26 protein-coding genes are annotated in these 23,030 nt (G+C 66.8%); 3 read left to right on the top strand and 23 right to left on the bottom strand.

Annotation, left to right across the window (positions count from 1 at the left end):
* Positions 1–4: 4 nt before the first annotated feature.
* The 10 genes from IM784_RS06430 to IM784_RS06385 form a co-directional block, all read right to left on the bottom strand.
* Entirely contained in the window at positions 5–2,080 is a 2,076-nt protein-coding gene (locus IM784_RS06430) for a TonB-dependent receptor (RefSeq protein WP_199554466.1), read from the bottom strand.
* 111 nt (positions 2,081–2,191) lie between these two features.
* Positions 2,192–2,584 (bottom strand): DUF2946 family protein, encoded by a 393-nt coding sequence (locus IM784_RS06425; protein WP_199554465.1) that lies wholly within the window; start codon positions 2,582–2,584, stop codon positions 2,192–2,194.
* Positions 2,585–2,632: 48 nt separating this feature from the next.
* Positions 2,633–3,955 carry a bifunctional folylpolyglutamate synthase/dihydrofolate synthase gene (locus tag IM784_RS06420; RefSeq protein ID WP_199554464.1) on the bottom strand — a complete coding sequence of 441 codons (1,323 nt, stop codon included), beginning with the start codon at positions 3,953–3,955 and terminating at the stop codon, positions 2,633–2,635.
* Between the two features lie 40 nt (positions 3,956–3,995).
* A complete protein-coding gene (accD, locus tag IM784_RS06415; protein WP_199554463.1) occupies positions 3,996–4,844 on the bottom strand; it encodes an acetyl-CoA carboxylase, carboxyltransferase subunit beta in 849 nt (282 codons plus the stop codon).
* Positions 4,841–5,662, bottom strand: a complete 822-nt coding sequence (trpA, locus tag IM784_RS06410) for a tryptophan synthase subunit alpha (protein ID WP_199554462.1) — start codon at positions 5,660–5,662, stop codon at positions 4,841–4,843. The genes accD and trpA overlap by 4 nt, the downstream gene beginning before the upstream one ends.
* The gene (gene trpB, locus IM784_RS06405; RefSeq protein WP_328799468.1) at positions 5,659–6,912 is read right to left on the bottom strand and encodes a tryptophan synthase subunit beta; all 1,254 of its coding nucleotides are present in this window, start codon (positions 6,910–6,912) and stop codon (positions 5,659–5,661) included. Before trpB ends, trpA begins: the two co-directional genes overlap by 4 nt.
* Positions 6,905–7,543 (bottom strand): phosphoribosylanthranilate isomerase, encoded by a 639-nt coding sequence (locus tag IM784_RS06400; RefSeq protein ID WP_199554460.1) that lies wholly within the window; start codon positions 7,541–7,543, stop codon positions 6,905–6,907. Before IM784_RS06400 ends, trpB begins: the two co-directional genes overlap by 8 nt.
* 11 nt (positions 7,544–7,554) lie before the next feature.
* Positions 7,555–8,232: an orotidine-5'-phosphate decarboxylase gene (gene pyrF / locus IM784_RS06395; protein ID WP_199554459.1), complete on the bottom strand. Its 678-nt coding sequence runs from the start codon at positions 8,230–8,232 to the stop codon at positions 7,555–7,557.
* A gap of 1 nt (position 8,233) precedes the next feature.
* The gene (locus tag IM784_RS06390) at positions 8,234–8,566 is read right to left on the bottom strand and encodes a LapA family protein (protein WP_199554458.1); all 333 of its coding nucleotides are present in this window, start codon (positions 8,564–8,566) and stop codon (positions 8,234–8,236) included.
* Complete coding sequence (locus IM784_RS06385) at positions 8,563–9,333, bottom strand: competence/damage-inducible protein A (protein WP_199554457.1); 771 nt, start codon at positions 9,331–9,333, stop codon at positions 8,563–8,565. Before IM784_RS06385 ends, IM784_RS06390 begins: the two co-directional genes overlap by 4 nt.
* A gap of 57 nt (positions 9,334–9,390) precedes the next feature.
* Here IM784_RS06385 and map point away from each other — a divergent pair, with 57 nt between their 5' ends.
* The 3 genes from map (at position 9,391) to IM784_RS06370 (ending at position 11,249) form a co-directional block, all read left to right on the top strand.
* Entirely contained in the window at positions 9,391–10,197 is an 807-nt protein-coding gene (gene map, locus IM784_RS06380; RefSeq protein ID WP_199554456.1) for a type I methionyl aminopeptidase, read from the top strand.
* On the top strand, positions 10,187–10,906 hold the full coding sequence (radC, locus tag IM784_RS06375) for a RadC family protein (RefSeq protein ID WP_199554455.1): 720 nt from the start codon (positions 10,187–10,189) through the stop codon (positions 10,904–10,906). The genes map and radC overlap by 11 nt, the downstream gene beginning before the upstream one ends.
* 139 nt (positions 10,907–11,045) lie before the next feature.
* On the top strand, positions 11,046–11,249 hold the full coding sequence (locus IM784_RS06370; RefSeq protein ID WP_199554454.1) for a hypothetical protein: 204 nt from the start codon (positions 11,046–11,048) through the stop codon (positions 11,247–11,249).
* 262 nt (positions 11,250–11,511) lie between these two features.
* On the opposite strand, the gene IM784_RS06365 is transcribed toward IM784_RS06370, so the two are convergent.
* From IM784_RS06365 to IM784_RS06305, 13 genes are all read right to left on the bottom strand, one after another.
* Positions 11,512–13,443, bottom strand: a complete 1,932-nt coding sequence (locus IM784_RS06365) for a S9 family peptidase (RefSeq protein WP_199554453.1) — start codon at positions 13,441–13,443, stop codon at positions 11,512–11,514.
* A 45-nt stretch (positions 13,444–13,488) separates the two neighbouring features.
* The gene (locus tag IM784_RS06360; RefSeq protein ID WP_199554452.1) at positions 13,489–14,820 is read right to left on the bottom strand and encodes a flavin-containing monooxygenase; all 1,332 of its coding nucleotides are present in this window, start codon (positions 14,818–14,820) and stop codon (positions 13,489–13,491) included.
* Positions 14,821–14,851: 31 nt separating this feature from the next.
* On the bottom strand, positions 14,852–15,505 hold the full coding sequence (locus tag IM784_RS06355; RefSeq protein ID WP_328799467.1) for a YoaK family protein: 654 nt from the start codon (positions 15,503–15,505) through the stop codon (positions 14,852–14,854).
* Between the two features lie 196 nt (positions 15,506–15,701).
* Positions 15,702–15,875, bottom strand: a complete 174-nt coding sequence (locus IM784_RS06350) for a PEP-CTERM sorting domain-containing protein (RefSeq protein ID WP_199554450.1) — start codon at positions 15,873–15,875, stop codon at positions 15,702–15,704.
* Positions 15,876–16,019: 144 nt separating this feature from the next.
* A complete protein-coding gene (locus tag IM784_RS06345) occupies positions 16,020–16,874 on the bottom strand; it encodes an N-formylglutamate amidohydrolase (protein WP_199554449.1) in 855 nt (284 codons plus the stop codon).
* Positions 16,875–16,882: 8 nt separating this feature from the next.
* Positions 16,883–17,251, bottom strand: coding sequence for a HesB/IscA family protein (locus IM784_RS06340; protein WP_199554448.1), 369 nt, complete (start codon positions 17,249–17,251; stop codon positions 16,883–16,885).
* Positions 17,248–17,727 (bottom strand): SUF system Fe-S cluster assembly protein, encoded by a 480-nt coding sequence (locus IM784_RS06335; RefSeq protein WP_199554447.1) that lies wholly within the window; start codon positions 17,725–17,727, stop codon positions 17,248–17,250. Before IM784_RS06335 ends, IM784_RS06340 begins: the two co-directional genes overlap by 4 nt.
* Positions 17,724–18,956 carry a cysteine desulfurase gene (locus IM784_RS06330; RefSeq protein ID WP_199554446.1) on the bottom strand — a complete coding sequence of 411 codons (1,233 nt, stop codon included), beginning with the start codon at positions 18,954–18,956 and terminating at the stop codon, positions 17,724–17,726. The genes IM784_RS06335 and IM784_RS06330 overlap by 4 nt, the downstream gene beginning before the upstream one ends.
* On the bottom strand, positions 18,953–20,041 hold the full coding sequence (locus IM784_RS06325; RefSeq protein ID WP_199554445.1) for a SufB/SufD family protein: 1,089 nt from the start codon (positions 20,039–20,041) through the stop codon (positions 18,953–18,955). Before IM784_RS06325 ends, IM784_RS06330 begins: the two co-directional genes overlap by 4 nt.
* Complete coding sequence (gene sufC, locus IM784_RS06320; RefSeq protein ID WP_199554444.1) at positions 20,038–20,778, bottom strand: Fe-S cluster assembly ATPase SufC; 741 nt, start codon at positions 20,776–20,778, stop codon at positions 20,038–20,040. Before sufC ends, IM784_RS06325 begins: the two co-directional genes overlap by 4 nt.
* Entirely contained in the window at positions 20,765–21,088 is a 324-nt protein-coding gene (locus IM784_RS06315; protein ID WP_199554443.1) for a hypothetical protein, read from the bottom strand. The genes sufC and IM784_RS06315 overlap by 14 nt, the downstream gene beginning before the upstream one ends.
* Complete coding sequence (sufB, locus tag IM784_RS06310; RefSeq protein ID WP_199554442.1) at positions 21,085–22,569, bottom strand: Fe-S cluster assembly protein SufB; 1,485 nt, start codon at positions 22,567–22,569, stop codon at positions 21,085–21,087. The genes IM784_RS06315 and sufB overlap by 4 nt, the downstream gene beginning before the upstream one ends.
* Positions 22,566–22,994, bottom strand: coding sequence for an SUF system Fe-S cluster assembly regulator (locus tag IM784_RS06305; RefSeq protein ID WP_328799466.1), 429 nt, complete (start codon positions 22,992–22,994; stop codon positions 22,566–22,568). Before IM784_RS06305 ends, sufB begins: the two co-directional genes overlap by 4 nt.
* Between the last annotated feature and the right edge of the window lie 36 nt (positions 22,995–23,030).

Here is a 23,030-nt window from a genome sequence, read left to right as displayed (position 1 = left end):
TCCCTCAGAACCGGTAGCCGACGCGAACGCTCAGCATCCGGGGATCGCCCGGATAGACGAAGTTCGCGCCGCCATTGGCGGTATAATAGGTCTTGTCGAAGAGGTTGGTAAGCGCCGCGTCGATACTGACCTTGCCGAAGCGCGCACCCGCCCCGAGATCGAACAGCAGATAGTCATCCAGGATGATCCTGCTGCCGTTCACCAGCGCGCGCTCGCCCACATAATAGGCGCCGCCGCGCAGCTCCACCGGCCCCACCGTCACGCGGGTGGAGAAAGTGGCGGTGTTTTTCGGTGTATCCCCCATCCAGGCGTTCTGCAGGCCGGGCGTGTTGTTACGGGTGATCCGTCCGTCGATGTGCGCATAGCCGCCCTGCAGCCACCAGCCCGGCAACGGCGTCCATTCGCCCTCCAGCTCGACACCCTGCGTGCGCAGCTGCCCTTCCTGCACCTGATAATTGGGGTCGTTGGGGTCTGTCGTCGCCACATTGTTGCGGCGGATGCGGAAGGCCGAGACGCTGCCCCGGAAATTCTCGCGCACCAGCCTCAGGCCCGCCTCCACCTGATCGGAGGTCTCCGGCTTGAACGGCGTTCCGTCCTTCGAGCGCGAGCCGACCACCGGCTCCAGATCGAAGCCGCTGTTGTAGCCGCCATAGAGCGAAAATCCGCCGCCCAGCACATAGTTGGTCCCCAGCTGCCAGCTGGTGTTGGAGATGCTGTCGGCGTTCCGAACGCCGTTGCGACGGTTGTCATAGTCGAACAGGGAATGGCGGACGCCGGCCACCACGCTCCAGTTTTCGGTGAGCGCGATCTGGTCCTGCCCATAGAAGGCGAAGCCGTTCACATTCCCCTGACTGTAGAAGGTGAAGGCAAGCGGCGGCTGGCTGTTGGTGAAGGCGTAGACCGGGTTCATCGAATCGATCGGCGGCACCCCGCCGGGCACGATGTCGGACTGCCGGAAGGTCGGGTTTTCCGAGCTGTACTCCACCCCCAGCAGCAGCTTGTGTTCGATGCCGCCGGTGCGGAAGCGGCCGGAAACATCCACCTGGCCGATATAGTAGGCGTCGTCCTCGCGGCCGCGGCGGCCGTTGCGCTGGATCTTCGTGGGTGCGCCCGCCACCGGGGCGAGCAGGCGGATCTGATCCAGCGAGGTGTTGAACTGGTTTACCTGGAAGCGCGGAGTCAGCGTCCAGTCGTCGCTCATCCGGATATCCGCCCAGGCCTGCAGCAGCAGGCCGTCGGCGACGAGATCGGTGAAGTTGGGCTCGCCCAGAAACTGCCCGCGCGGAACCGTGCCGACCCCGTTGGAGACGAGGGTGCCCACAACCGGCAGGCCGGGATTGTTGGCTGTCGTGCGGCGGAGATATTCCGCCACGAGATGTGCAGAGATCGCTTCGCTTGGCCGCCAGGCCAGCGAGAGGCCGACATTCTCGCGGTCCATGTCCTGATAGTCGACGAAGGTGCCGGAACGCTCGATCTCGCCGGTGAGGCGGATCCCCAGCGTCTGGCTGACGGGGCCGCCGATGTCGATGCTGGCCATTTTCTGGTCGTAGCTGCCGCCCGTCAGGGCGCCCGAGGCCTGGAAGCTGTCTGTCGGCTGCTTGGTGATGACCGAAATCAGGCCACCCACCGCCGATTGCCCGAACAGAACGGCCGACGGCCCCTTCAGAATCTCGATGCGCTCCACGTTCGACAGCGCCGAGGCGTCGATATCCTCGAAATAGCGCTGGCGGATGCCATTGCGCATCTGATCCGCCAGGAAACCGCGGATCTTCAGGCTGAAGCTCTGGTAGCGTGACACGCGCGAGCCGCCCACGTTGGCCGACGGCACGGCGCGCAGGGCATCGCCGACGCTGCGCACGCCGCGGTCGATCAGCTCCTGCTCGTCCAGCAGCTGCACGCTTTGCGGCACGCGTTCCAGCGGGATGCCGGATTTCACGCCGAAATCGCCGGTGCGTGCACCGGTGACGATGATGGTTTCGTCGGCATTCTCTTCGGCCAGCGCCGGGGAATGGAGGGAGCAGAGGAGAAGAGGCAGAGCGACAAGACGCGTGGGGCCTGCGCTGCGGAAAATCGAATTCATCGGTGGAACCTCGGAGAAGCCGGACCGTGGCTGTGCCACGGCCGCAAGGCACGGCGGGCGCCGTGCTTCAGGTCAGCAGCGAACGAGGATCGTCCGTCGCCGCGCGATAGATCAGCTGCGCGGTGGCGGCCCCAGGGCGGGCGGGGGAGGCGCCGCGAGGCGATGCGGCGTGAGATCCGCGATGGCGCGCTGGAGGAGATGGTTTGCGGCCGGCAGGGAAGCCGCCGCGAAGATCCACGGCGCAGGCGGCAAAAGCCCGCCGCCGAGCCCTGAGGCAAAGATGCAATCGGAGCCGCCAGTCTGCTTCTGGCCCTTGTCGGCGTCGCCAAAATCGACGGCCATTTCGCGGCTGCCCGAGGCGGAGCAGACGATCAGCGTTGCCCGTCCCTCGCTGAAACCGGGCATATAGCCTGCCGGCACGGCGAGCCGCAGGGCAATGGCGCAGAAGAGCAGCAGGCCAAGAAGCCCCTGGCCTGTGCGCAGATCCTGAAGCCGGCCGTTCATGCCGGGGCGCCTAACGGGTTCCGGCTGGCTTGTCACCCGGCATAATCTCTATTGCGGGATGGGTCCGTTCTCGCGGAGTGCCTCGCCGGCCAGGTGCAGGGAGCCACCGATCAGCACGCGTGAGGGGCTGTCGACCTGTTGCATGGCCGCCAGCAGGCTGTCTGCCGCATCGGCCTTCATGCCGCCGGCATTGGCCTGTGCCGCCAGTTCATCGGGCGACACGCAGCTGTGGCCGGGGATCGGCACCATCGTCATCCGCGTGCCGCGCGGGAAGGAGCGCACGAAGCCGGCATGGTCCTTGGTGACCAGCATTCCCAGCACAAGGTGCAGCGGCAGCGGCGGTTGCGCCGACGCCGCATAGGTCGCCAGCGCCTTGCCGGCTGCCGGATTGTGGCCGCCATCGAGCACCAGCTCTGATCCGGCTGGCAGGGCGTCCACGAACGGGCCGCTGGTCAGCCGCTGCAACCGGGCCGGCCATTGCGCCCAGCCCATCGCCGATCTCAGCGCACTGTCGGGAACCTTCAGCGCCTCCTGCGCGCGAAGCATGGCGATCGCCAGCGCGGCATTGTCGGCCTGATGGCTGCCGGGCAGCTTCGGCAGAGGCAGTTTCAGCGCTTCCTCGTCGTCCTTCGCCTTCCAGACGAGCTGGCCTTCATAGACGGCGGAATCCCACGCCTCGCCGCGGACCAGCATTTTCGCGCCCTTCGGAACCGCGATTTCCGCCACTGCGGCTGCGATCTGGGCCGGGTATTTCTGCGTCACCAGCGGCACGCCCTTCTTGGCGATGCCGGCCTTTTCGCCAGCTATATGGCGCAGCGTCGGCCCCAGGATCTGCACATGGTCGAGCGCGAGCTGGGCGATCCCCGTCACCGCCGGCTTCGGCACGACGTTGGTGGAATCCAGCCGTCCACCGAGGCCGACCTCCAGGATCACCGCATCGGCGGGGGTGGCTGCAAACAGCAGGAAGGCGGCCGCCGTCAGCACCTCGAAGAAGGAGATCGGCTGCCCCGCGTTGAAGCGCAGAACCTCGGCCAACGCCTCGGCAAATTCCTCGTCGGATACCAGCGTGCCGGCAAGCCGGATGCGCTCGTTCGGGCGGACGAGATGCGGCGAGGTGAACAGGTGCACGCGGTGCCCGGACGCCTCCAGTGCAGCGCGCAGGAACGCGCAGGTGCTGCCCTTGCCGTTGGTGCCGGCCACATGGAACACGGGCGGCAGCTTCAGGTGCGGGCTCGCCATCCGCGTCAGCAGACGCTCGACGCGCTTCAGCGTGAGATCGACGCCCGACACCTGCTGCTGGCCGGCGGCACGCAACAGACGATCGAGGACGGGGTTGTCGGAGCGGGCGAAATCCACCGGCTGAGCGCTCACGCGGACGTTTTACCTTCTTTTTCCGGATGCGGGCGCATCCTCAGGCTTTCTGCATCAGCAGGCCGATCAACCGGCCCAGCGTTGCCGCGAGGTCGCGCCGGTGGACGACCATGTCCACCATGCCATGTTCCAGCAGATATTCCGCCCGCTGGAAGCCTTCGGGCAGCTTTTCGCGGATGGTCGATTCGATCACCCGGGCGCCTGCGAAACCGATCAGCGCGTTCGGTTCGGAGATATGGACGTCGCCCAGCATGGCATAGCTGGCGGTGACGCCGCCGGTCGTAGGATCGGTGAGCAGCACGATGTAGGGAAGCCGGGCTTCCTTCAGCTCCTCGATGGCGACCGTCGTCGCCGGCATCTGCATCAGCGACAGGATGCCTTCCTGCATCCGTGCGCCGCCGGCGGCGGTTACCATCACGAACGGGCAATGCGCGGCGATGGCGGCGCGGGCGCCGGTGACGAAGGCGGCGCCGACGGCGATGCCCATCGAGCCACCCATGAAGGCGAAATCCTGCACGCCGACGACGGCGGTGTTGCCGCCGATCTCGCCCTTTGCCAGCAGCATGGCATCCTGCTCGCCGGTGGCGGCGCGGGCGGCCTTCAGACGATCGGGATAGCGCTTCTGGTCACGGAACTTCAGCGGATCTTCCGGCGGCGGCGACACGGCGATGCGCGCATACTGGCCATGGTCGAACAACAGCTCGAAGCGGCGGGTGGCGCGGATGCGCTCGTGGTGGCCGCATTCGGGGCAGACCGAGAGATTGGCCTCGAACTCCTTGGTGTAGAGCATGGCGCCGCAGCTCTTGCACTTGGTCCACAGATTGTCGGGTGTCTCGCGTCGCTGGATGAAGCCCGTCAGCCGCTGGCGGGATCTTGTGAGCCAGCTCATGCGCCAATCTCCGTCAAGACAGCCTCCGGTCTTGCTGTCCGGACGGCCTGCGAAAGCGTCGAGACGAACTGCTCCACTTCGCCCGGGATATCGTTGGATTTGCGGCCATGCGCGTTGCCGATGAGGTCGACGATGGCCGAGCCCACCACCACGGCATCGGCGTGGCGGGCGATGTCGGCGGCCTGTGCGGGGGTTTTCACGCCGAAGCCGACGGCGACCGGCAGCGTGGTCGCCGCCTTCAGCCGCCTGACCGCCGCCTCTATGTCGGCGGCGGCGGCGCTGTTCTGTCCGGTGATGCCCGCCACTGCGACATAATAGAGGAAGCCGGAGGCGCCATCGAGCACGGCGGGAAGGCGCCTGTCGTCGGTGGTGGGCGTTGCCAGCCGGATGAGGTGCAGGCCGCCCAGCTCGAGTTCGCCGGCTTCTTCCGGTGGCAGGTCGACGATGATAAGGCCGTCGAGGCCGGCGGCTGTCGCGTCGCGGCCGAAATCGGCGCCGTGGGCCAGCAGCGGGTTCAGATAGCCCATCAGCACCAGCGGCGTGGCACTGTCTTGCGTGCGGAAGTCGCGGACGATCTCCAGCAGTTTCTTCAGTGAGATGCCCGCCTCCAGAGCCCGGATATTGCCCTGCTGGATGGCGGGGCCGTCGGCCATCGGATCGGTGAACGGCATGCCGATCTCGATCAGGTCGGCGCCGCCCCTTACCAGCGCGTGCAGGATGGGAGCCGTGAGTTCCGGGTTCGGATCGCCGCCGCAGACGAAGGTGACGAGCGCTGAACGGTCGAGCGAGGCGAAGCGATCGGCGATGCGGTCCGTCACAGTTCCGCCCCCAGTTCCCTGGCGACGGCGAAGATGTCCTTGTCGCCGCGTCCGGAGAGGTTGACGAGAATGATCCTGTCGGCGGCCATCGTCGGCGCTGCCTTCGTCACCCAGGCCAGCGCGTGCGCGGTTTCGAGCGCCGGGATGATGCCCTCCACCTTTGCCAGCAGCTGGAACGCCTCCAGCGCCTCGGCGTCGGTGATGCCTTCATAGCGGACGCGGCCGATGGAATGCAGCCAGGCGTGCTCGGGGCCGATGCCGGGGTAATCGAGGCCGGCGGAAATCGAGTGGGCCTCGGTGATCTGGCCATCGGCATCCTGCAGCAGAAAGGTCTTGTTGCCGTGCAGGACGCCGGAGCGGCCGCCGGCGAGGCTTGCGGCGTGGGCTTCGGTGTCCAGCCCGTGGCCGGCCGCCTCGATACCGACCAGTTCGACGGGATCGTCGAGGAAGGGGTGGAACAGGCCGATGGCGTTGGAGCCGCCGCCGACAGCCGCGACAGCGACGTCGGGCAGGCGGCCCTCGGCCTCGAACAGCTGCGCCTTTGCCTCTTCGCCGATCACGTTCTGGAAATCGCGCACCAGCTCCGGATAGGGGTGCGGTCCGGCCACCGTGCCGATGATATAGAAGGTATCGTGCACGTTGGTGACCCAGTCGCGCAGCGCCTCGTTCATCGCGTCCTTCAGCGTCTGCGAGCCGGAGGTGACGCTGCGCACTTCGGCGCCCAGCAGCCGCATGCGGAAGACGTTCGGCATTTGCCGCTCTATGTCGCGGGCGCCCATGAAGATGGTGCAGGGCAGGCCAAAGCGCGCCGCCACCGTCGCCGTCGCCACGCCATGCTGGCCGGCGCCGGTTTCGGCGATGATCCGCGTCTTGCCCATCCGCTTTGCCAGCAGGATCTGGCCGATGCAGTTGTTGATCTTGTGCGCGCCGGTGTGGTTGAGCTCTTCGCGCTTCAGGTAGATTTTGGCGCCGCCCAGATGCCTCGTCAGCGGCTCCGCGAAATAGAGCGGGCTGGGCCGGCCGACATAATGTTTCAGCAGATAGTCCAGCTCGGCGCGGAAGGCCGGATCGGCCTTTGCGGCGATATACTCCCGCTCCAGATCGAGAATCAGCGGCATCAGCGTTTCGGCGACATAGCGGCCGCCGAAGGCGCCGAAATGGCCCCTGGCGTCGGGACCGACGCGCAGACTTGTCGCCGTTGCGTCGGGGTCGGTCCGCAGGCTGGACGGTTTGGTCAGGTGTTCAGGCACGCCGCGCGGCTTCCACGAAAGCGGCGATCTTTGCAAGGTTCTTGACGCCCGGCGCGTCCTCCACGCCGGATGAGACATCGACGAGCGGTGCGCCGGTGCGCGCGATCGCTTCGGCCACCGTCTCTGCCGTCAGCCCGCCGGCCAGACCCCACGCCATCGCCGGCCTGGCCTCCAGCAGAATCCGCCAGTCGAAGCGCAGGCCATTGCCACCCGGCAGGGAGGAGCCCTCAGGCGGCTTTGCATCCAGCAGCAGCAGGTCTGCGCCGCCGAACGCACGCTCTGCGGCGCGGATATCCGCGGCGGCCTTCACGCCGACCGCCTTCCAGACCGGAAGCCCGAAGCGGGCCTTCAGTTCGGCCACCCGTGCCGGGCCTTCCGAACCCTGCAGCTGAAGGGCGCCGAGCTGTCCGGCCGCCACGGCATCCTCCAGCAGCGCGTCGTCGGCATCGACGAACAGCCCGACCTTGAGCAGGTGCGGCGCGCGCGCTGCCAGCCCTTGCGCCTGGTCGGGCAGCAGTGCCCGCGGGCTGGGGGGGAAAAATACGAATCCTGCCGCATCGGCGCCTGCCGAAAGCGCCGCCACCAGCGCCTCGGGCGTGGTGATGCCGCAGATTTTCACCTTCGAACGCATCTCAGGCCGCCTCAGAGGGTGGCGGCAATCGCCGCCGCCGCTTCCGCCGGATTTTCCGCTGCGGTGATGGGGCGGCCTATCACCAGCACGCCGGCACCCGCCATCAGGGCGCTGTGCGGCGTCATCACCCGCTTCTGGTCGCCAAGATCGGAGCCGGCCGGGCGGATGCCGGGGATGACGAACAACCCGTCGGTCCATTCCTTTTTCACGCCTGCCACTTCATGCGCGGAGCAGACGACTCCATCCAGCCCCGCCTCTCGCGTCAGCGCCGCCAGCCGAAGCACCTGATCCGACGGGTTGCCGAACACGCCGATGCCGCAGAGATCGGCCTCGTCCATGCTGGTGAGCACCGTCACCGCGACCAGCCTGGCGCCCGGTGGCCGCACGCCGGCGGCGGCCTGCATCATCGTCAGCCCGCCGCCGGCGTGGACGTTGACGATGGCAAGATCGAGCACCGACAGCGATTTCAGCGCGCCGGCGACCGTGTTGGGAATGTCGTGCAGCTTCAGGTCCAGGAAGATCGGCAGCCCCACGCGCCCCATGCGGCGGACGCCATCCGGACCGTTGCGCATGAAGAATTCCAGCCCGAGCTTCAGCCCGCCGACATGCGGCTTCACCGCCCGGGCGAGTGCCTCGGCATGGTCGAGGTCCGGCGTGTCCAGACCGACATAGATGGGGTTGGCGGCCATGTCAGGCGCCGGGTGGTGCCGGCTGCGGCACGACTTGCGGCTGCGGCGCGGGCGGGCGCAGCAGCTCTACTTTGGCCTGCTCCAGGTCGGTTTCGGTGCGGCCCAGCGTGGCCTCCAGCTTCGCGACCTTGCGGCGGAGCATCAGCCGGTCTGTCGAGAGCCATGCCCACACCGGGATGAAGCCGAGCGCGAACGACACCAGCACCAGCAGCGGCAGCCAGACGTTGAACAGCTGGAAGCCCATGTTCACCGGCACGAAACTGTTGTTGCTGACGCAGAACAGCGTCAGCACCGTCGCCAGCACGACCAGCAATACGGTCTTGAACATGTTCATATTTCCCCCTCCTGTGCGGTTATCCCGTCTGCTTCAAGTCCCGCCTTCAAGGCGGCGACCGCCTCGGCCAGCCGCGCTTCATCCACGGACCTCAGCACGAAGTTGGCGCCGCCCTTCCCTTCCCGCCAGAACGGGTAGGAGCCGACCTGCACACCTTCATGGCTGTCCTGGACGCGTGCCAGCAGATCGGCGACGGCGCTTTCCTGCGCCCAGGCGCCCACCGCGCGCGACATCACCGGCCGGCCGCCGGCGAGCTTGCCGTCCAGCCCGCGCAGCATGCCCTGGGTGATCTTCGGAACGCCGGCCATGATGAAAAGGCGGCCGATGCGGATGCCCGGGGCGCCGGTTTCCGGATTTTCGATCAGCTCGGCGCCTTCGGGCACGCGCGCCATGCGCAGCCGTGCCTCGGTGATGCGGTCGCCATAATAGCGGGTCAGCAGCGCCACGGCATCCGGATGGTGCACGACGCCGACGCCCAGCGCCGCCGCCACCGCGTCGACGGTGATATCGTCGTGCGTGGGGCCGATGCCGCCGGTGGTGAAGACATAGTCGTGGGCGTCGAGGCAGGCGTTCACCGCTTCGCCGATCCTGTCCATCTCGTCGGGGACGACGCGGGCCTCTTTCAGGCGGATACCCTGCACGTTCAGCCAGCGGGCGAGATAGGCGAGGTTTGCATCCTGCGTACGCCCGGACAGGATCTCGTCGCCGATGACGATCAGCGCGGCGGTCCAGATCTTCTCGGGCCCATTCTTCTCGGAAGACGACATGCCATTGCCCTAACGCACGCGGGCTCCTAAATCCATAAGGCTTGAGGAATCCCTGCCATGACCGATCTTGATCTGGACGACCGCACCATCGTGCTGAACGACGCCGCCGGCTTTGAAGGCATGCGCGCGGCCGGCCGCCTTGCGGCACAAGTGCTCGACATGCTTGCGGCGCATGTGAAGCCGGGCGTTTCCACGCTGGCGCTGGACAGGCTGGCCTATGATTTCGTCGTCGCTGCCGGCGGCGTTTCCGCCACCATCTTCTATCGCGGCTATTCCCATGCGCTGTGCACCAGCATCAACCATGTGATCTGCCACGGCATCCCCAGCCACAAGCCCTTGCAGGAGGGCGACATCGTCAACATCGACGTGACCGTGGTGCTGAACGGCTGGCATGGCGACACCAGCCGCATGTATTTCGCCGGCGAACCGCCGCTGAAGGCGCGCCGGCTGGTCGACCTCACCTATGAGGCGATGATGCTGGGGATCGAGCAGGCGAAGCCCGGCAACACGGTGGGCGACATCGGCCATGCCATCCAGAAGCTGGCCGAGAAGAACCGCCTTTCCGTGGTGCGCGATTTCTGCGGCCATGGGCTGGGCCGGCGCTTCCACATGGCGCCCAACATCGTGCACGCCGGTCGGCCCGGCGAAGGGCCGGAGCTGAAGCCCGGCATGTTCTTTACCATCGAGCCGATGCTGAACCTGGGCCGCGCGGATGCCCGCATCCTCGACGACGGCTGGACGGCAGTGACGCGCGACCGCTCGCTGTCGGCGCAGTTCGAACATTCGATCGGGATCACCGAGACCGGCTGCGAGATCTTCACCCTGTCGCCGCAGGGCCTCAACCAGCCGCCCTATGCCGCCTAGGCAGGTTCGCGAACCTACGCTTGCCTATGACGCCGATCCCGCCCGCAAGAGCGGGCATCGCGACCGCATGCGCCAGCGATTGCTGGAAGGCGGGGCGGACGGTTTCCACGATTATGAGCTGCTGGAATATTGCCTGGCGCTTGCCATTCCCCGGCAGGATGTGAAGCCGCTGGCGAAGGAGCTGCTGGCGCAGTTCGGCGATCTGCCGACCGTTGTCGCCGCGTCTCCGGGCGAGCTGATGCGGGTGAAGGGCGTGGGCGAAACGGTTGCCGCGGCGCTGAAGTTCGTGGAGGCGTTGTCCGTCCGCCAGCTGCAGCGCAAGGCGCTGGACCGGCCCGTGCTCGCCAGCTTTGACGCGGTCACCGACTATCTGCACGCCCGCCTCGCCCATGAGCTGACCGAGGAGTTTCGCGTCCTGTTCCTGGACAACAGGAACCATCTGATCCGCGACGAAAAGTTCGGCGAGGGCACGGTGAACCAGGCACCCGCCTATCCGCGCGAGATCGTGAAGCGGGCGATGGAGCTGCAGGCAAGCGCGGTGATCCTGGTGCACAACCATCCCGCGGGCGACCCGACCCCCAGCCGCGACGATGTGCAGCTGACCCGCCTGATCGCCGATGCGGCAAGGCCGCTTGGCATCGCGCTGCACGACCATCTGGTGATTGCGCGCACCGGCCACAAAAGCCTGCGTGCCGAGGGGCTTATCTAGGACGTGAACGTCCTGGCGCGATGTAACCAAGGTTTACGGTTGCGAAGCCAAACATGGTTTATGGGTTAAGGACGTTCCGGCTCCCTCGCCGGATCGGACAGTAAAAATACCAACGATAACCATATTTGGGGACGGCAACATGGCTTCGATATTTCAGGCCCCGGTGGCAGACCCGGCAGTTCCACACGATATCTTGCGCGCCTGGCACCGGGCGAAGGTCTCGCTCGGCGTGCTCGGCGGCACGCTTGTCCATTGGGCGGCGCTTGGCGTGATGCTGGCGGCGACCGCCATTCTGGGCGCGGAGCCTGCGCCGGAAGACAGCCGGGACATGTGGGACTATTGAGCAGGACGTGAACCCCTAAACGGAAGGCATTTTGACGCGGTTTTCAGCCCCGAGACGAGCGAGCAAGCGCAGACCGGCTACCTGCAGGTAGCTGGCAAGCGCAGCGAGCGCTGGATCGGGTCTGAAAACCGCGCCTCCGGTGGGTCAGGCAGGCGAAATCAACGCCGTCGCCGTCCTCACCGGGGGGCAAAGCCCCGCTTTCGGCCGTCGCCAACGCCGATTTCGCCTGCCTGACCCATCAAAACGCCTTCCGTTTAGGGGTTCACGTCCTAGGCTTTTCCCCGGCTGAGAACAGCTTCTTCAGGAACACCGTCTCCACCTCGCGGCGGAGATCGTTGTTGGGCTTCTTCTGGAAGCCATGGCCCTCGTCGGCGAAGAGGACATACCAGGTCTCGACCCCGTTGGCGCGCAGCTTGGCGACGACCTGATCGGATTCCGATTGCGGCACGCGCGGATCATTGGCGCCCTGCATCACCAGCATCGGCTTGGAGATCTTCGCAATGTTGGCCATCGGCGAAATCCGCGCAAACACCTTCTGCATCTGAGGATCGCGCTCGTCGCCATATTCGGCCCGGCGGTTGTCGCGGCGATAGGCTTCGGTGTTGTTGAGGAAGGAGGCGAAGTCGCTGATCCCGTAGCGCTCGACGCCGCCGACCAGCCGGTCGGAATAGTGTGTCATCACCGCGAGCGACATGTAGCCGCCGTAGCTCTGGCCATAGACGGCGACGCGGGCGGCATCGAGGTCGGGCTGCGCCTTCACCCAATCGAGCAGGGCGCCGATATCCTTTACCGAATCCTCGCGCTTCGCGGCGTTGTCGAGGTTCAGGTAGCGTTTGCCATAGCCGTCCGAGCCGCGGACGTTGGGCAGGATCACGGTCGCCTGCAGCGTATCGGCGAAATATTGCGCGCCATAGTTCCAGATGGGTCGGGTCTGTGCTTCGGGGCCGCCGTGGATGTCGATGATGACGGGCGTGCGGACGCCGGGCGCGATGCCGGCGGGGCGATAGACGAAGGCGGGCACCGAGAGGCCGTCGAACGATTTGAAGCGGATGAGCCTGGGTTCGGCCAGCTTCGCAGCATCCAGCTCGCCCAGTTCGGAGCTGGTCCAGCGCGTCACCTTGTCGTCGGCGAGGGTGAGCGACCAGATGTCGCCGGCCGATCGGGCGCTGGTGAAGGCGGCCGCCAGCTTGCTGCCGTCGGGCGAGAATTTGAGGCCGGTCAGCACGCCCTTCGGAAAGGCGGGCGCGCCAAGCGCCTTGCCCGTGCCGACGTCGAACAGGTGGATGCTGGAATAGCCGTCCTCGTTCACTGCATAGGCGAGCGTGCGGCCATCGGGGGAGATGGTGAATTCCTCCACATCCCAGTTCAGCGCCGGCAGCAGCGGCGTGAGCTTGCCGCTGGCCGGATCGATGCGGACCAGACGGCGGGTGTCGCTGCCCTGATCCGAGATGGCGAGGATGCTGTCGCCCAGAAGGCGCGGCGATTCATAGCGGGCGGGCGGTGCGTCGGGGGCGATGCGGGTCGATTGGCCGCTGGCGATGTCCAGCCGGAAGATCTGGTTCTCGCGGTTGGAGATGTTGCGGACATAGAGCAGCGACTTGCCGTCGGCGGCGATATCGGCCGGGCCGACGGCGCCGTCCGCCTGCAGGAGCAGGCGCGGTTCTGCCGGCGCCGACGGATCGATCGCCAGCAGCGCATAGCTGCCCGAGCCCTTCACCGCCTGCGACCAGACCAGCAGCCTGCCGTCCTTGCTGACCACCGGGGACTGGTTGCGGGTGCCGGGCCGGGTCAGCAATCTTGCCGGGCCGGTGAGGCCCTTCAGATAGAGCTGGAACCATTCGTCGCCGCCGGTGTCGCGGCCCAGGATGAAGCTGTTGGTGCCGGGAATGGCGGTGGCCGACGAGATCGGCTCGCGGCCGAAGGTGAGCTGGGTGCGGGCGGCGCCGGGGGCAGCGACATGGTGCAGCTGCCGCGTTTCGCCGAAGCGGGTGGCGACCAGCATCGAGCCGTCGGCCAGCCAGTCCTCCAGCTCGGCGGCGCGGCTGTTCTGGTAGAGCTGCACCGCGGCCGACACATCCGCCGGGATTGCCGGCACATTTTCCAGCCGGGCGCTGCCCTGCTGGCGAATGGTGGGGGCCTGCGCAAGGGCTGCGGAGGCGAGACAAAGGGCGATGGCCGGGGCAAGGATGCGCATCGTCTGTTGGTGGCAGGCCGGGCCTGTCCCGGTCAAGCCTGGGAATCAGGCCGCGCGCTGCGCCGGCACCCGCCTGGCGCCTGCCGCGATCTCTGCCTTCAGGTCGTGGCAATAGAGATCGAAGTCCACCTGGATCGTGTGCCGCTGCGAGGCATAGTAATGCCCCTTGTGCGTTGCTTCGTCGGCTTCGAGGATCCGCTGCATCTCTGCGGGTTCGGGCAGCGCGTAGCGCCCCGTCAGCAGGGCCGCGAACAGCTTCGATTGCTGCTCGGCGAAATTCACCAGCGTCGGCAGCGGCTGCGCCAGCCCCATGAACCACAGGCCCTGCAGGCGCGGATCGGGCTGCACCATGCGCTTGAACAGTGGCAGGTGATTGGCGGTGACCGGCGCGTCCTCCGGCGAGAGGAAGGGGAAGCTGAGCCGGTAGCCGGTGGCGTAGATCAGCGCGTCGACCTTCTCGCGGCTGCCGTCGGCGAAGAGCAGCTGATCGCCCTCTTTCCCGGTGACGTTCGGCTTCACCTCGATGTCGCCGTTGCCGCAGCGGAGGAGGAATTCGGAGCTGACGGTCGGGTGCGCCTCCAGCGGCTTGTGGTCGGGCCGGGGCAGGCCATAGTCTTCCATGTTGCCGACCGCGCGGCGCACCGCGCCCTGCGCCAGCCGCCGCTTCAGCCAGCCGGGCATCCAGGCGGGCAGCGGCGTCTTGTCCGAAGGCTTGCCGTTGAAATATTTGGGCAGCACCCAGACGCCGCGCCGGGCCGAGACAATCAGCCGCGTGCCCAGCGAGCGCTGGCCGAGCTCGGAAGCGATATCGACCGCCGTGTTGCCGAGGCCGACGACCACCACCGTCTTGCCGCGCAGGTCGACCGGATCGAAGGGCGTGCGATAGTCGCGCGCGTGCATTTCCACGCCGGAAAAGCTGCCGGGTATCTCGGGGACGTTCGGCGACCAGTGGTGGCCGTTGGCGATGACGACATGGCTGTAGGGGCCGTGCCTTTGCGTGGTTCCGGCGGCCTCCACCTCCGCGAACCAGTCGGTGCCCTCCTGCCACACCCGCTTCACCTCGCTGTGGAAGCGAATCAGCGGGCGCAGGCCAAAATGATCCACATAGGCGTTGAAATAGCCATCGATCAGGCTGTGGTGCGGGAAGTCCGGCCAGTCGGTCGGGCAGGGAAAATCCTCGAACTGGAGGCGAAACTTGGACGTGTCGATGTGCAGCGAGGCATAGGCGGCCGAGCGGCCGTTGGGGTTGCCATAGGCCCAGTTGCCGCCGATCCGGTCCGACATCTCGAACCAGTCGAAGGCGATGCCTTCCTCTTTCAGACGCTTGGCGGTGGTAAAGCCGGAGCAGCCGGCGCCGATGATGAGGACATTGGTCATGCCCGGAAGGTCGGGCGCGACGACACAGGGGTCAACTGCCGACCTTGGGGGGTGCCGGCACGAGAAAGGTGCTGAGCGCCGCAAGCAGCAGGGCAAGGCCGGCGGCGATCCACAGGCTGACGATGCCGAGATTCAGCCAGAGCAGCGCCCCGGCGACACCGCCGGCCACCAGCGCGCACCAGAGCAGGAGCCAGGGCACCCAGGCCCAACGCGGTCCGCCGGAAAGTGCGTCGGCGAGCCGGTTGCCGATCTTCACCAGCGTTCCCGTCATGTAGGTGAGGCCGAATCTCACTTCGCCGTTGCGCTGGAAGACCATGTTTTCCGCCCCCATCGCGAAGGCGACGAGCAGGAACGAGCCGGGAACCGCGCCCGGCTGGTGAAGCGGGGCAGCCAGCGCCAGCGCCAGCCCCACCAGCGCAAGAACGGCCGGCTGATTCCAGCGCCCCGCCATGCGGGCGAGCAGGGATCCGGTCGTCACGCCGGCAACGAAGGTCAGCACCAGCAGCCCGGCGATTGCCGCGGCCGCGGCTTCCGTGGCCACCCCGGCGGCGATCCGCGTGGAATTTCCGCTCATGAAGGAGACGAAGAAGCCGCCCAGCGCGAGGAAGCCTACGACATCGACATAGCCGGCAAGTGCAGCCAGCGCGGCGGCGAGGAGTTGCGAGCGTCGGTCGAGCAGGGTCACCTGCCGGAGTCTAGGACGTGAAGCCATAAACGGAAGGGTTTTTGATGGCGACGGCGTTGATTTCGCCTGCCTGACCCACGGAAGGCGCGGTTCCCGTTCGGGCGCGGAACCTGTCTGACGCAATCGGGCCGCCCGCGTGCGGACGGCCCTCTCGCGACCCTGAATATTCTTATCGTTGGTATTTTCTTTGCAAGATTCAGTCGGCGACACGACCGTTCGTACGATTCCGCCCGGATGCCGCTAGCCCGACCATGGAGAAGCCGGCAGCGAGCATCACCCAGGTGCTGGGATCCGGCGCGATTCCGGTTGCGGCAAAGGCGGGGGTTGCAATGCCGGCTGCGACAAGACCGGCGATGAGCATCGAACGCATGACAAGACCCTTTTTATGTTTTGGTTGGGTTCTTCTTTTCCAGCTTCGCCGGTTGGCCCGGTCTTGGCTGGTGAGTCTTGTTTAACGCCGATTCGTGATGCGTGCTGTTAAAGTTTGTGACGTGAAATCTACGGGATGCAGAAGTTACTCTGCAGCGAGTGGGAAGTGTGTCGGCCCGGCAAGACGGGCAAGCGCCGGGCGCAGGCTGCCCAGCACATCGGCAATCATCGCCGACAGCGCCATGAATCCGCGATGCGGCTTCAGCGTGGAGACATCCATGTAGAGCGCGCGATCGAACTCGATCTGCACGGCGTGCAGGCCCTCTGCCGGGCGGCCGTGCCGTTCGGTGGTGAAGCCGCCGGCATAGGGGCTGTTGCGGGCGACTTTCAGCCCGGCGGCGCGGAACTGTGCCTCCAGCCAGTCGACGATGGGGGGAGCCGCACTGCGGCCGTGCAGGTCGCCCAGCACCAGCTGGGCGGGCGGATTGCCCTCCAGGCTGGGCATCGAATGGATATCCAGCAGCAGGGCATGGCCGTGCACCTCGCGCGCGGCCTCCAGCCCCTGTGCGAGCGCCTGATGCCAGGGCCGGTGCAGGGCCAGGATGCGGTCGCCGGCAATCCGGGCGGGGATGCGCTGGGCGTGGATGGGCTGGTTTGCCGCCACCACGCGCGGGATCAGGCCATGGCCGCGGCGAACCCGATCGGTGTGGCGTGGCGCGATGCCCAGCGGCCCGGCGAACATCTGCGGGTCCAGTTCATCCTCGGCCCGGTTCAGGTCCAGCACGGCGCGACTGACGGTGGCCTCGATCAGCGGCACACCGAGCGCCGCGGCGGGCTGCAGCAGGCTGCCGACATGGGCATCCTCCATGCGGCGCAGCGCCGGGATCGGCAGCCGCACGGTACTGAGAAAGTCCGGCGGGAGGACGGTGCCGCTGTGTGGCGAGGCAAGCAGGATCGGCGATTGCCCGTTCAGCGATCCCGTCAGCGAGTAGGGGCGCATTCCTGCGGCTAGACCGTGAAGCTCTCGCCGCAGCCGCAGCTGCCCTTGGCATTCGGATTGTTGAAGACGAAGCCGGCGGTGAAATCATCCTCCACCCAGTCCATCACCGAGCCGATCAGATAGAGGAGCGAGGCGCCATCGACATAGAGCGTGCCGGCGGGGGTGGCGATCGGTTCATCGCCCGGCTTCGGCGTTTCCACATAGTCGATGGAATAGGCAAGGCCGGAGCAGCCGCGCCTGGGCGTGGAGAGACGGACGCCTGCCACCGGGCCGGTGGCCTTTGCCATCAGTTCGGCGATGCGCCCTTCGGCATTGGCGGTCAGGGTGATCGGCGCCGGGCGGGTCCGCGCTGGGCGTTCTGCGGTGGTCGTGCTCATAGCATTCCAAGCTCCAGGCGTGCCTCGTCCGACATGGAGGCGGGGTTCCACGGCGGATCCCATACAAGATTGACGTCGCAGGTGGCGATGCCGGGCACCGACATGACGCGGAGTTCGACTTCGGCGGGCATCGATTCGGCGACCGGGCAGTGCGGCGTGGTCAGCGTCATGGTGACGATGGCGTGGCCGTCGACGATCTCCACACCATAGATAAGGCCGAGATCGTAGATGTTCACCGGGATTTCCGGATCGAAGATGTCGCGAAGCGCTGCGATGACCGCGTCCTTCAGCTCGTCTTCGCCTTCGTTTGCGGTGGCCGCCGCCTGCGGCTGCGACAGGAAACCATCCAGATAGTCGCGCTTGCGCTCGCCGCTTCCAGCATCAGGGGCGCCGACCGGAGGCGCCTTGGGCGGCGCCTCGACTGCGTCGACGATTTCGACGTCGAAGCGGCGGATCGGGGTTTCCTTCACGCTCATCCGAAAATCCTCATCGTGCGTTCAATGCCTTTCACCAGCCGGGCCACATCGGCCTCGCTGCTGTGTGCGGAGAAGCTGGCGCGCGCCGTTGCCTGCACGCCCAGATGCCGCATCAGCGGCTGGGCGCAATGGTGGCCGGCGCGGATCGCGACCCCGCCTTCGTCCAATATGGTGGCGACATCGTGCGGATGCACGTCAGCTACGGCGAAACTCAGGATTCCGGCGGAGTCTTCCGGGCCGAAAAGGCGGACGCTGTTCAGATGACCAAGCTCGGCGCGGGTGATGGCCAGCAGCGCGCGTTCGTGCGCGTCGATGGCCTCGATGCCGATGTCCTCCACCCAGCGGATGGCGGCGTGCAGGCCGACGGCGCCGACGATGTGCGGGGTGCCCGCCTCGAAGCGTTGCGGCGCTGCGGCGTAGGTCACCTTCTCGAAGCGCACGTCGTCGATCATCGAGCCGCCGCCCTGCCAGGGCGGCATGGCGGCGAGGATCTCGCGCCGCGCCCAGAGCAGGCCGATGCCGGTGGGGCCGTAGAGCTTGTGGCCGGACCAGACGTAGAAGTCGGCGCCGAGCGCCCGCACATCCACCTTCACGCGCGGGGCGGCCTGGCAGCCGTCTACCAGCAGCAGCGCGCCTTTGGCGTGGGCGGCGTCTGCGATCCGGCGGATGTCGGCGACGCCGCCCAGCACGTTGGAGACATGGGCGACGGCGACCAGTTTTGTGCGGGGGCCGATCAGCGCTGTCAGCGCTGCTTCATCGATGCGGCCATCGGCTGTGAGGGGGGCGACGTCGATTTCGGCGCCCTTGCGATCGGCCAGCATCCGCCAGGGCACGATGTTGCTGTGATGCTCCAGTTGGCTCAGCAGGATCCGGTCGCCCTCGCCGATGGTCTGCTCGCCCCAGGTGTCGGCGACGAGGTTGATGCCCTCGGTTGCGCCCCGCACGAAGACTGCTTCGTCTGCCGCGCCGCCGATGAAGCCGGCGGCGGCTTCGCGGGCGGCTTCATAGGCCTCGGTCATGTGCGCCGAGCGGGCGTAAACGCCGCGGTGCACGGTGGCATAGTCCTGCGCGTAGGCACGGTTGATGGCCTCGATCACCGCGCGCGGCTTTTGCGACGTGGCGGCGGCGTCGAGATAGGCCCAGTCTGCCGGAACGCCGGGAAATTCGCCGCGCACATCCAGCAGGCGCGGCGGCAAGACATGATGCGCGGCGAGCGGCAGCGTGCTCATGTCCTTTGCTCCAGCCAGAGCCGGGTTTCGGTGTCCAGCGCCTCGCGCAGGGCGGGATCGGCGATGGCGGACAGCGCATCGGCGACGAAGGCGCGGGTCAGCAGCGCCTCGGCCTCGTGCGGCGGGATGCCGCGGGATTGCAGGTAGAAGAGGCCTGCCCGGTCCAGCTCGCCCACGGTGCAGCCGTGCGCGCACTTCACATCGTCGGCGAAGATCTCCAGCTCCGGCTTCAGGTTTGCAGAAGCCGTGCGTTTCAGCACCAGGGCCTTCAGCGACTGTTCGGCGTCGGTTTTCTGCGCGTGGCGGGCGACATTGACTCCGCCGGAGACCGACAGCTGCGATTTGCCGGCCGCAACCAGCCGCCACACCTGCCCCGAGGTCGTGTCCGGCACGCGATGCTCCAGCCGGGTGAGGGCATCGAGCGCCGCTGCTCCATCGCCGAGCAGGATTCCGTTCACATCGGCGTGCGCGCCTGCGCCGTCGTGGCGAACCAGCACTTCGCTGCGGGCAGAGCCGTTGGCGCTCGCCACCGCCAGCTGGGTGAAACGGGCATCCGGGCCGAGCGTCACATAGGCTCGTTCGGAGACGAGGCCGTGGCTGGTGCGCAGACGGACGATGCGGGTGAGCGAAGCGCCTGCGCCAAGCTCTGCGTCCAGACGGTGATTCAGCCAATGGTCGTGGTCGTCGTCGGCGAAGGATTCGATCAGCGTCAGCCTGGCGCCCGCGCCCAGCATCAGCCGGGTGACGCCGTGCGCCGAGCCGGTGGTACCGATGTGCAGGATCTGCACGGTGCCGCCGTCTTCGCCGTCGGCCAGCGCGATGCGCGTGCCGGCGGTCGCCGCAACGCGGGCAAGGTCCGCCAGCGGATGCTGGGGCGCCTGCGGATCGGCTTCGGGCGTTTCGGTCGCGCGATCGATGGCGTGGCCGGCGGCGAACAGGCGGCGCTCACCGGGCAGGTCCAGCCAGTGCGGTTCGGCATCGGGCAGGCTGTCGTTCGCGGGCGCCGGCGTTCCGGCGAAGGCATCCGCGTGGCGCAGATCGGCCCAGCGCCATTCCTCATCGTGCCGTGTGGGCAGCCTGGTCACGCCGCGATGCCTTCATAGCCCTCGGCTTCGAGCGCGTGGGCGAGTTCGGGGCCGCCGGATTTCACGATTCGGCCGCCGGCCAGCACGTGGACGAAATCGGGGCGCACATGATCGAGCAGCCGCTGATAATGGGTGATGAGCAGCACGGCGCGTTCCGGCGAGCGGAAGCGGTTGATGCCTTCGGAAACGATGCGCAGGGCGTCGATGTCGAGGCCGGAATCGGTTTCGTCCAGCAGGGCAAATTTCGGCGCCAGCATGCCCAGCTGGAAGGCCTCGTTGCGCTTCTTCTCGCCGCCGGAAAAGCCGACGTTCACGCCGCGCTTCAGCATTTCCATGTCGAGGCCCAGCACGGCGGATTCCTCGCGCACGCGCTTCATGAACTCGGCGCCGGAGATTTCGCCTTCGCCGCGCAGCTTGCGCTGGGCGTTCATGGCGGTCCGCAGGAACAGCAGGTTGGAGACGCCGGGGATTTCAACCGGATACTGGAAGCCCAGGAACAGGCCGGCCGCCGCGCGTTCATAAGGGGCGAGTTCTAGCAGTTCCTTGCCGTCGAAGGTCACCGAGCCGCTGGTGACTTCATAGCCCTCGCGGCCGGCCAGCACATGCGCCAGCGTCGATTTTCCCGCGCCGTTCGGCCCCATGATCGCATGCACTTCGCCTGCGTTCACCGAGAGGGTGAGGCCCTTCAGGATCTCGCGCGTGCCGACGGTGGCGTGGAGGTTTTCAATTTTCAACATTGGCATTCCGCTGGCGTTGCAAATAGATGGCGATCTGGTCGACGAGGCCCGGCTTGCGCGCCTCGATGCAGCTGTTCACCTGCTCGGGCGTTGCCTTGCGCGGCTGCAGGCAGATTGAAAGATCGCGGCAGGCCAGCTCGTCGACAAAGGGGTCGCCGCTGGAAACCTGAATACCGCATTGCCCCCGGCCCCTCGAATCCCGTCCAAGGGTGACGCGCACCTCGGCCATCCGCCGCGCGGCCACGATGATATCCTCGTCGGCCGCAGGCGCGGGCGCGACAACGGCGGGAACGTCCGGCATCATCATCATCCGACCGACCCTTCAAGGCTGATCCCCAGCAGCTTCTGCGCCTCCACCGCGAATTCCATCGGGAGTTGTTGCAGCACTTCCTTGCAGAAGCCGTTGACGATCAGGGCCACCGCCTCTTCGTCGGACAGGCCGCGCTGCATGGCGTAGAATTTCTGGTCCTCGCTGATCTTGCTGGTCGTCGCCTCGTGCTCGATCTGCGCGCTGGGGTTCTTCACCTCTATGTAGGGAATGGTGTGGGCGCCGGACTGGTCGCCGATCAGCAGGCTGTCGCACTGGGTGAAGTTGCGCGCGCCCTCGGCGGATGGCCCCACGCGGACGAGGCCGCGATAGCTGTTGTCGGACTTGCCCGCCGAAATGCCCTTGGAGATGATGGTGGACTTCGTGCCCTTCCCCAAATGGATCATCTTGGTGCCGGTGTCGGCCTGCTGGTAGTTGTTGGTGACGGCGACGGAATAGAATTCGCCGACGCTGTCCTCTCCCGCCAGAACGCAGCTGGGGTATTTCCAGGTGATGGCGGAACCGGTTTCCACCTGCGTCCAGCTCACCTTGCTCCGCGCCCCACGGCACAGGGCGCGCTTGGTCACGAAATTATAGATGCCGCCCTTGCCGTCCTTGTCGCCGGGATACCAGTTCTGGACGGTGGAATATTTGATCTCGGCGTCTGCCTCCGCGACCAGTTCCACCACGGCTGCGTGCAGCTGGTTTTCGTCGCGCATCGGCGCGGTGCAGCCTTCGAGGTAGCTCACATAGGCCCCCTCTTCGGCGACGATCAGCGTGCGCTCGAACTGGCCGGTGTTTTCGGCGTTGATGCGGAAATAGGTGGAAAGCTCCATCGGGCAGCGCACGCCCTTCGGCACCAGCACGAAGGTGCCGTCGGAGAAGACCGCCGCGTTCAGACAGGCAAAATAATTGTCGCGCACCGGCACCACGGAGCCGAGATGCTTGCGGATCAGGTCCGGATATTCGCGGATCGCCTCACTGATGGAGAGGAAGATCACGCCTGCCCGCTTCAGCTCCTCGCGGAAGGTGGTCGCCACGGAAACGCTGTCGAACACGGCGTCCACGGCCACCTTGCGGGCGCCCTCCACACCGGCGAGCACCTTCTGCTCCTCGATGGGGATGCCCAGTTTTTCGTAGGTGCGGCGGATTTCGGGGTCGAGCTCGTCCAGTGAGGCCAGGGTCGGCTTCGTCCTGGGCGCGGCGTAATAATAGGCGTCCTGATAGTCGATCGGCGGGATGCGCAGCTTTGCCCAGTCCGGCATCGGCATGGTCAGCCACAGCCGATAGGCCTTCAGCCGCCATTCCAGCATCCACTCCGGCTCGTTCTTCTTCGCCGAAATGAAGCGCACCGTATCTTCGGAAAGGCCCTTGGGCGCAAAATCCTGCTCGATATCGGTCGCAAAGCCCCACTTGTAGGTGGAAAGCTCGTCGACGGCCGCAGAGGCCTCCGCGTTCCGGACTTCCGGCAACGTCGCGCTCATGCCGGCTCCGCCTGCTTGACCTGCGCAAGTTCGGCGAGGGACACATCCGCCAGCGCTGCCTTCACGGCGCGGTTCACCGGCGCCCAGTGCGGCTTCACATGGCAGGAGGTGGAAAGGCCGCAGCAATCGCCGCCGGGCTGGCCGCAATGCGTCAGCGCGATCGGGCCGTCGATGGCCTCGACGATGTCGGCGAGGCTGATGTCCTGCGCATAACGCGACAAGCTGAAGCCGCCGGCGACGCCGCGCTGCGACGACAGCAGGCCGGCGCGGCCCAGTTGGCCCATCAGCTTGGCGACCGTGGGGGCGGGAATACCCGTCAGCCCGGCGATCTGCGCGGCAGACGTCAGCCGCCCGTCAGCGGCCGAGCGCGCGGCCGCCGTCATCACCACGACGCCATAGTCGGCAAGGTTGGAAAGACGCAGCATCGACTCCGTTTCGGCAATTCGGACTAAACAAGTCCT

It is taken from the genome of Sandaracinobacteroides hominis, from assembly GCF_016464365.1.
Lineage (GTDB): Bacteria > Pseudomonadota > Alphaproteobacteria > Sphingomonadales > Sphingomonadaceae > Sandaracinobacteroides > Sandaracinobacteroides hominis.
This window is presented reverse-complemented; position numbering and strand designations above follow the sequence as displayed.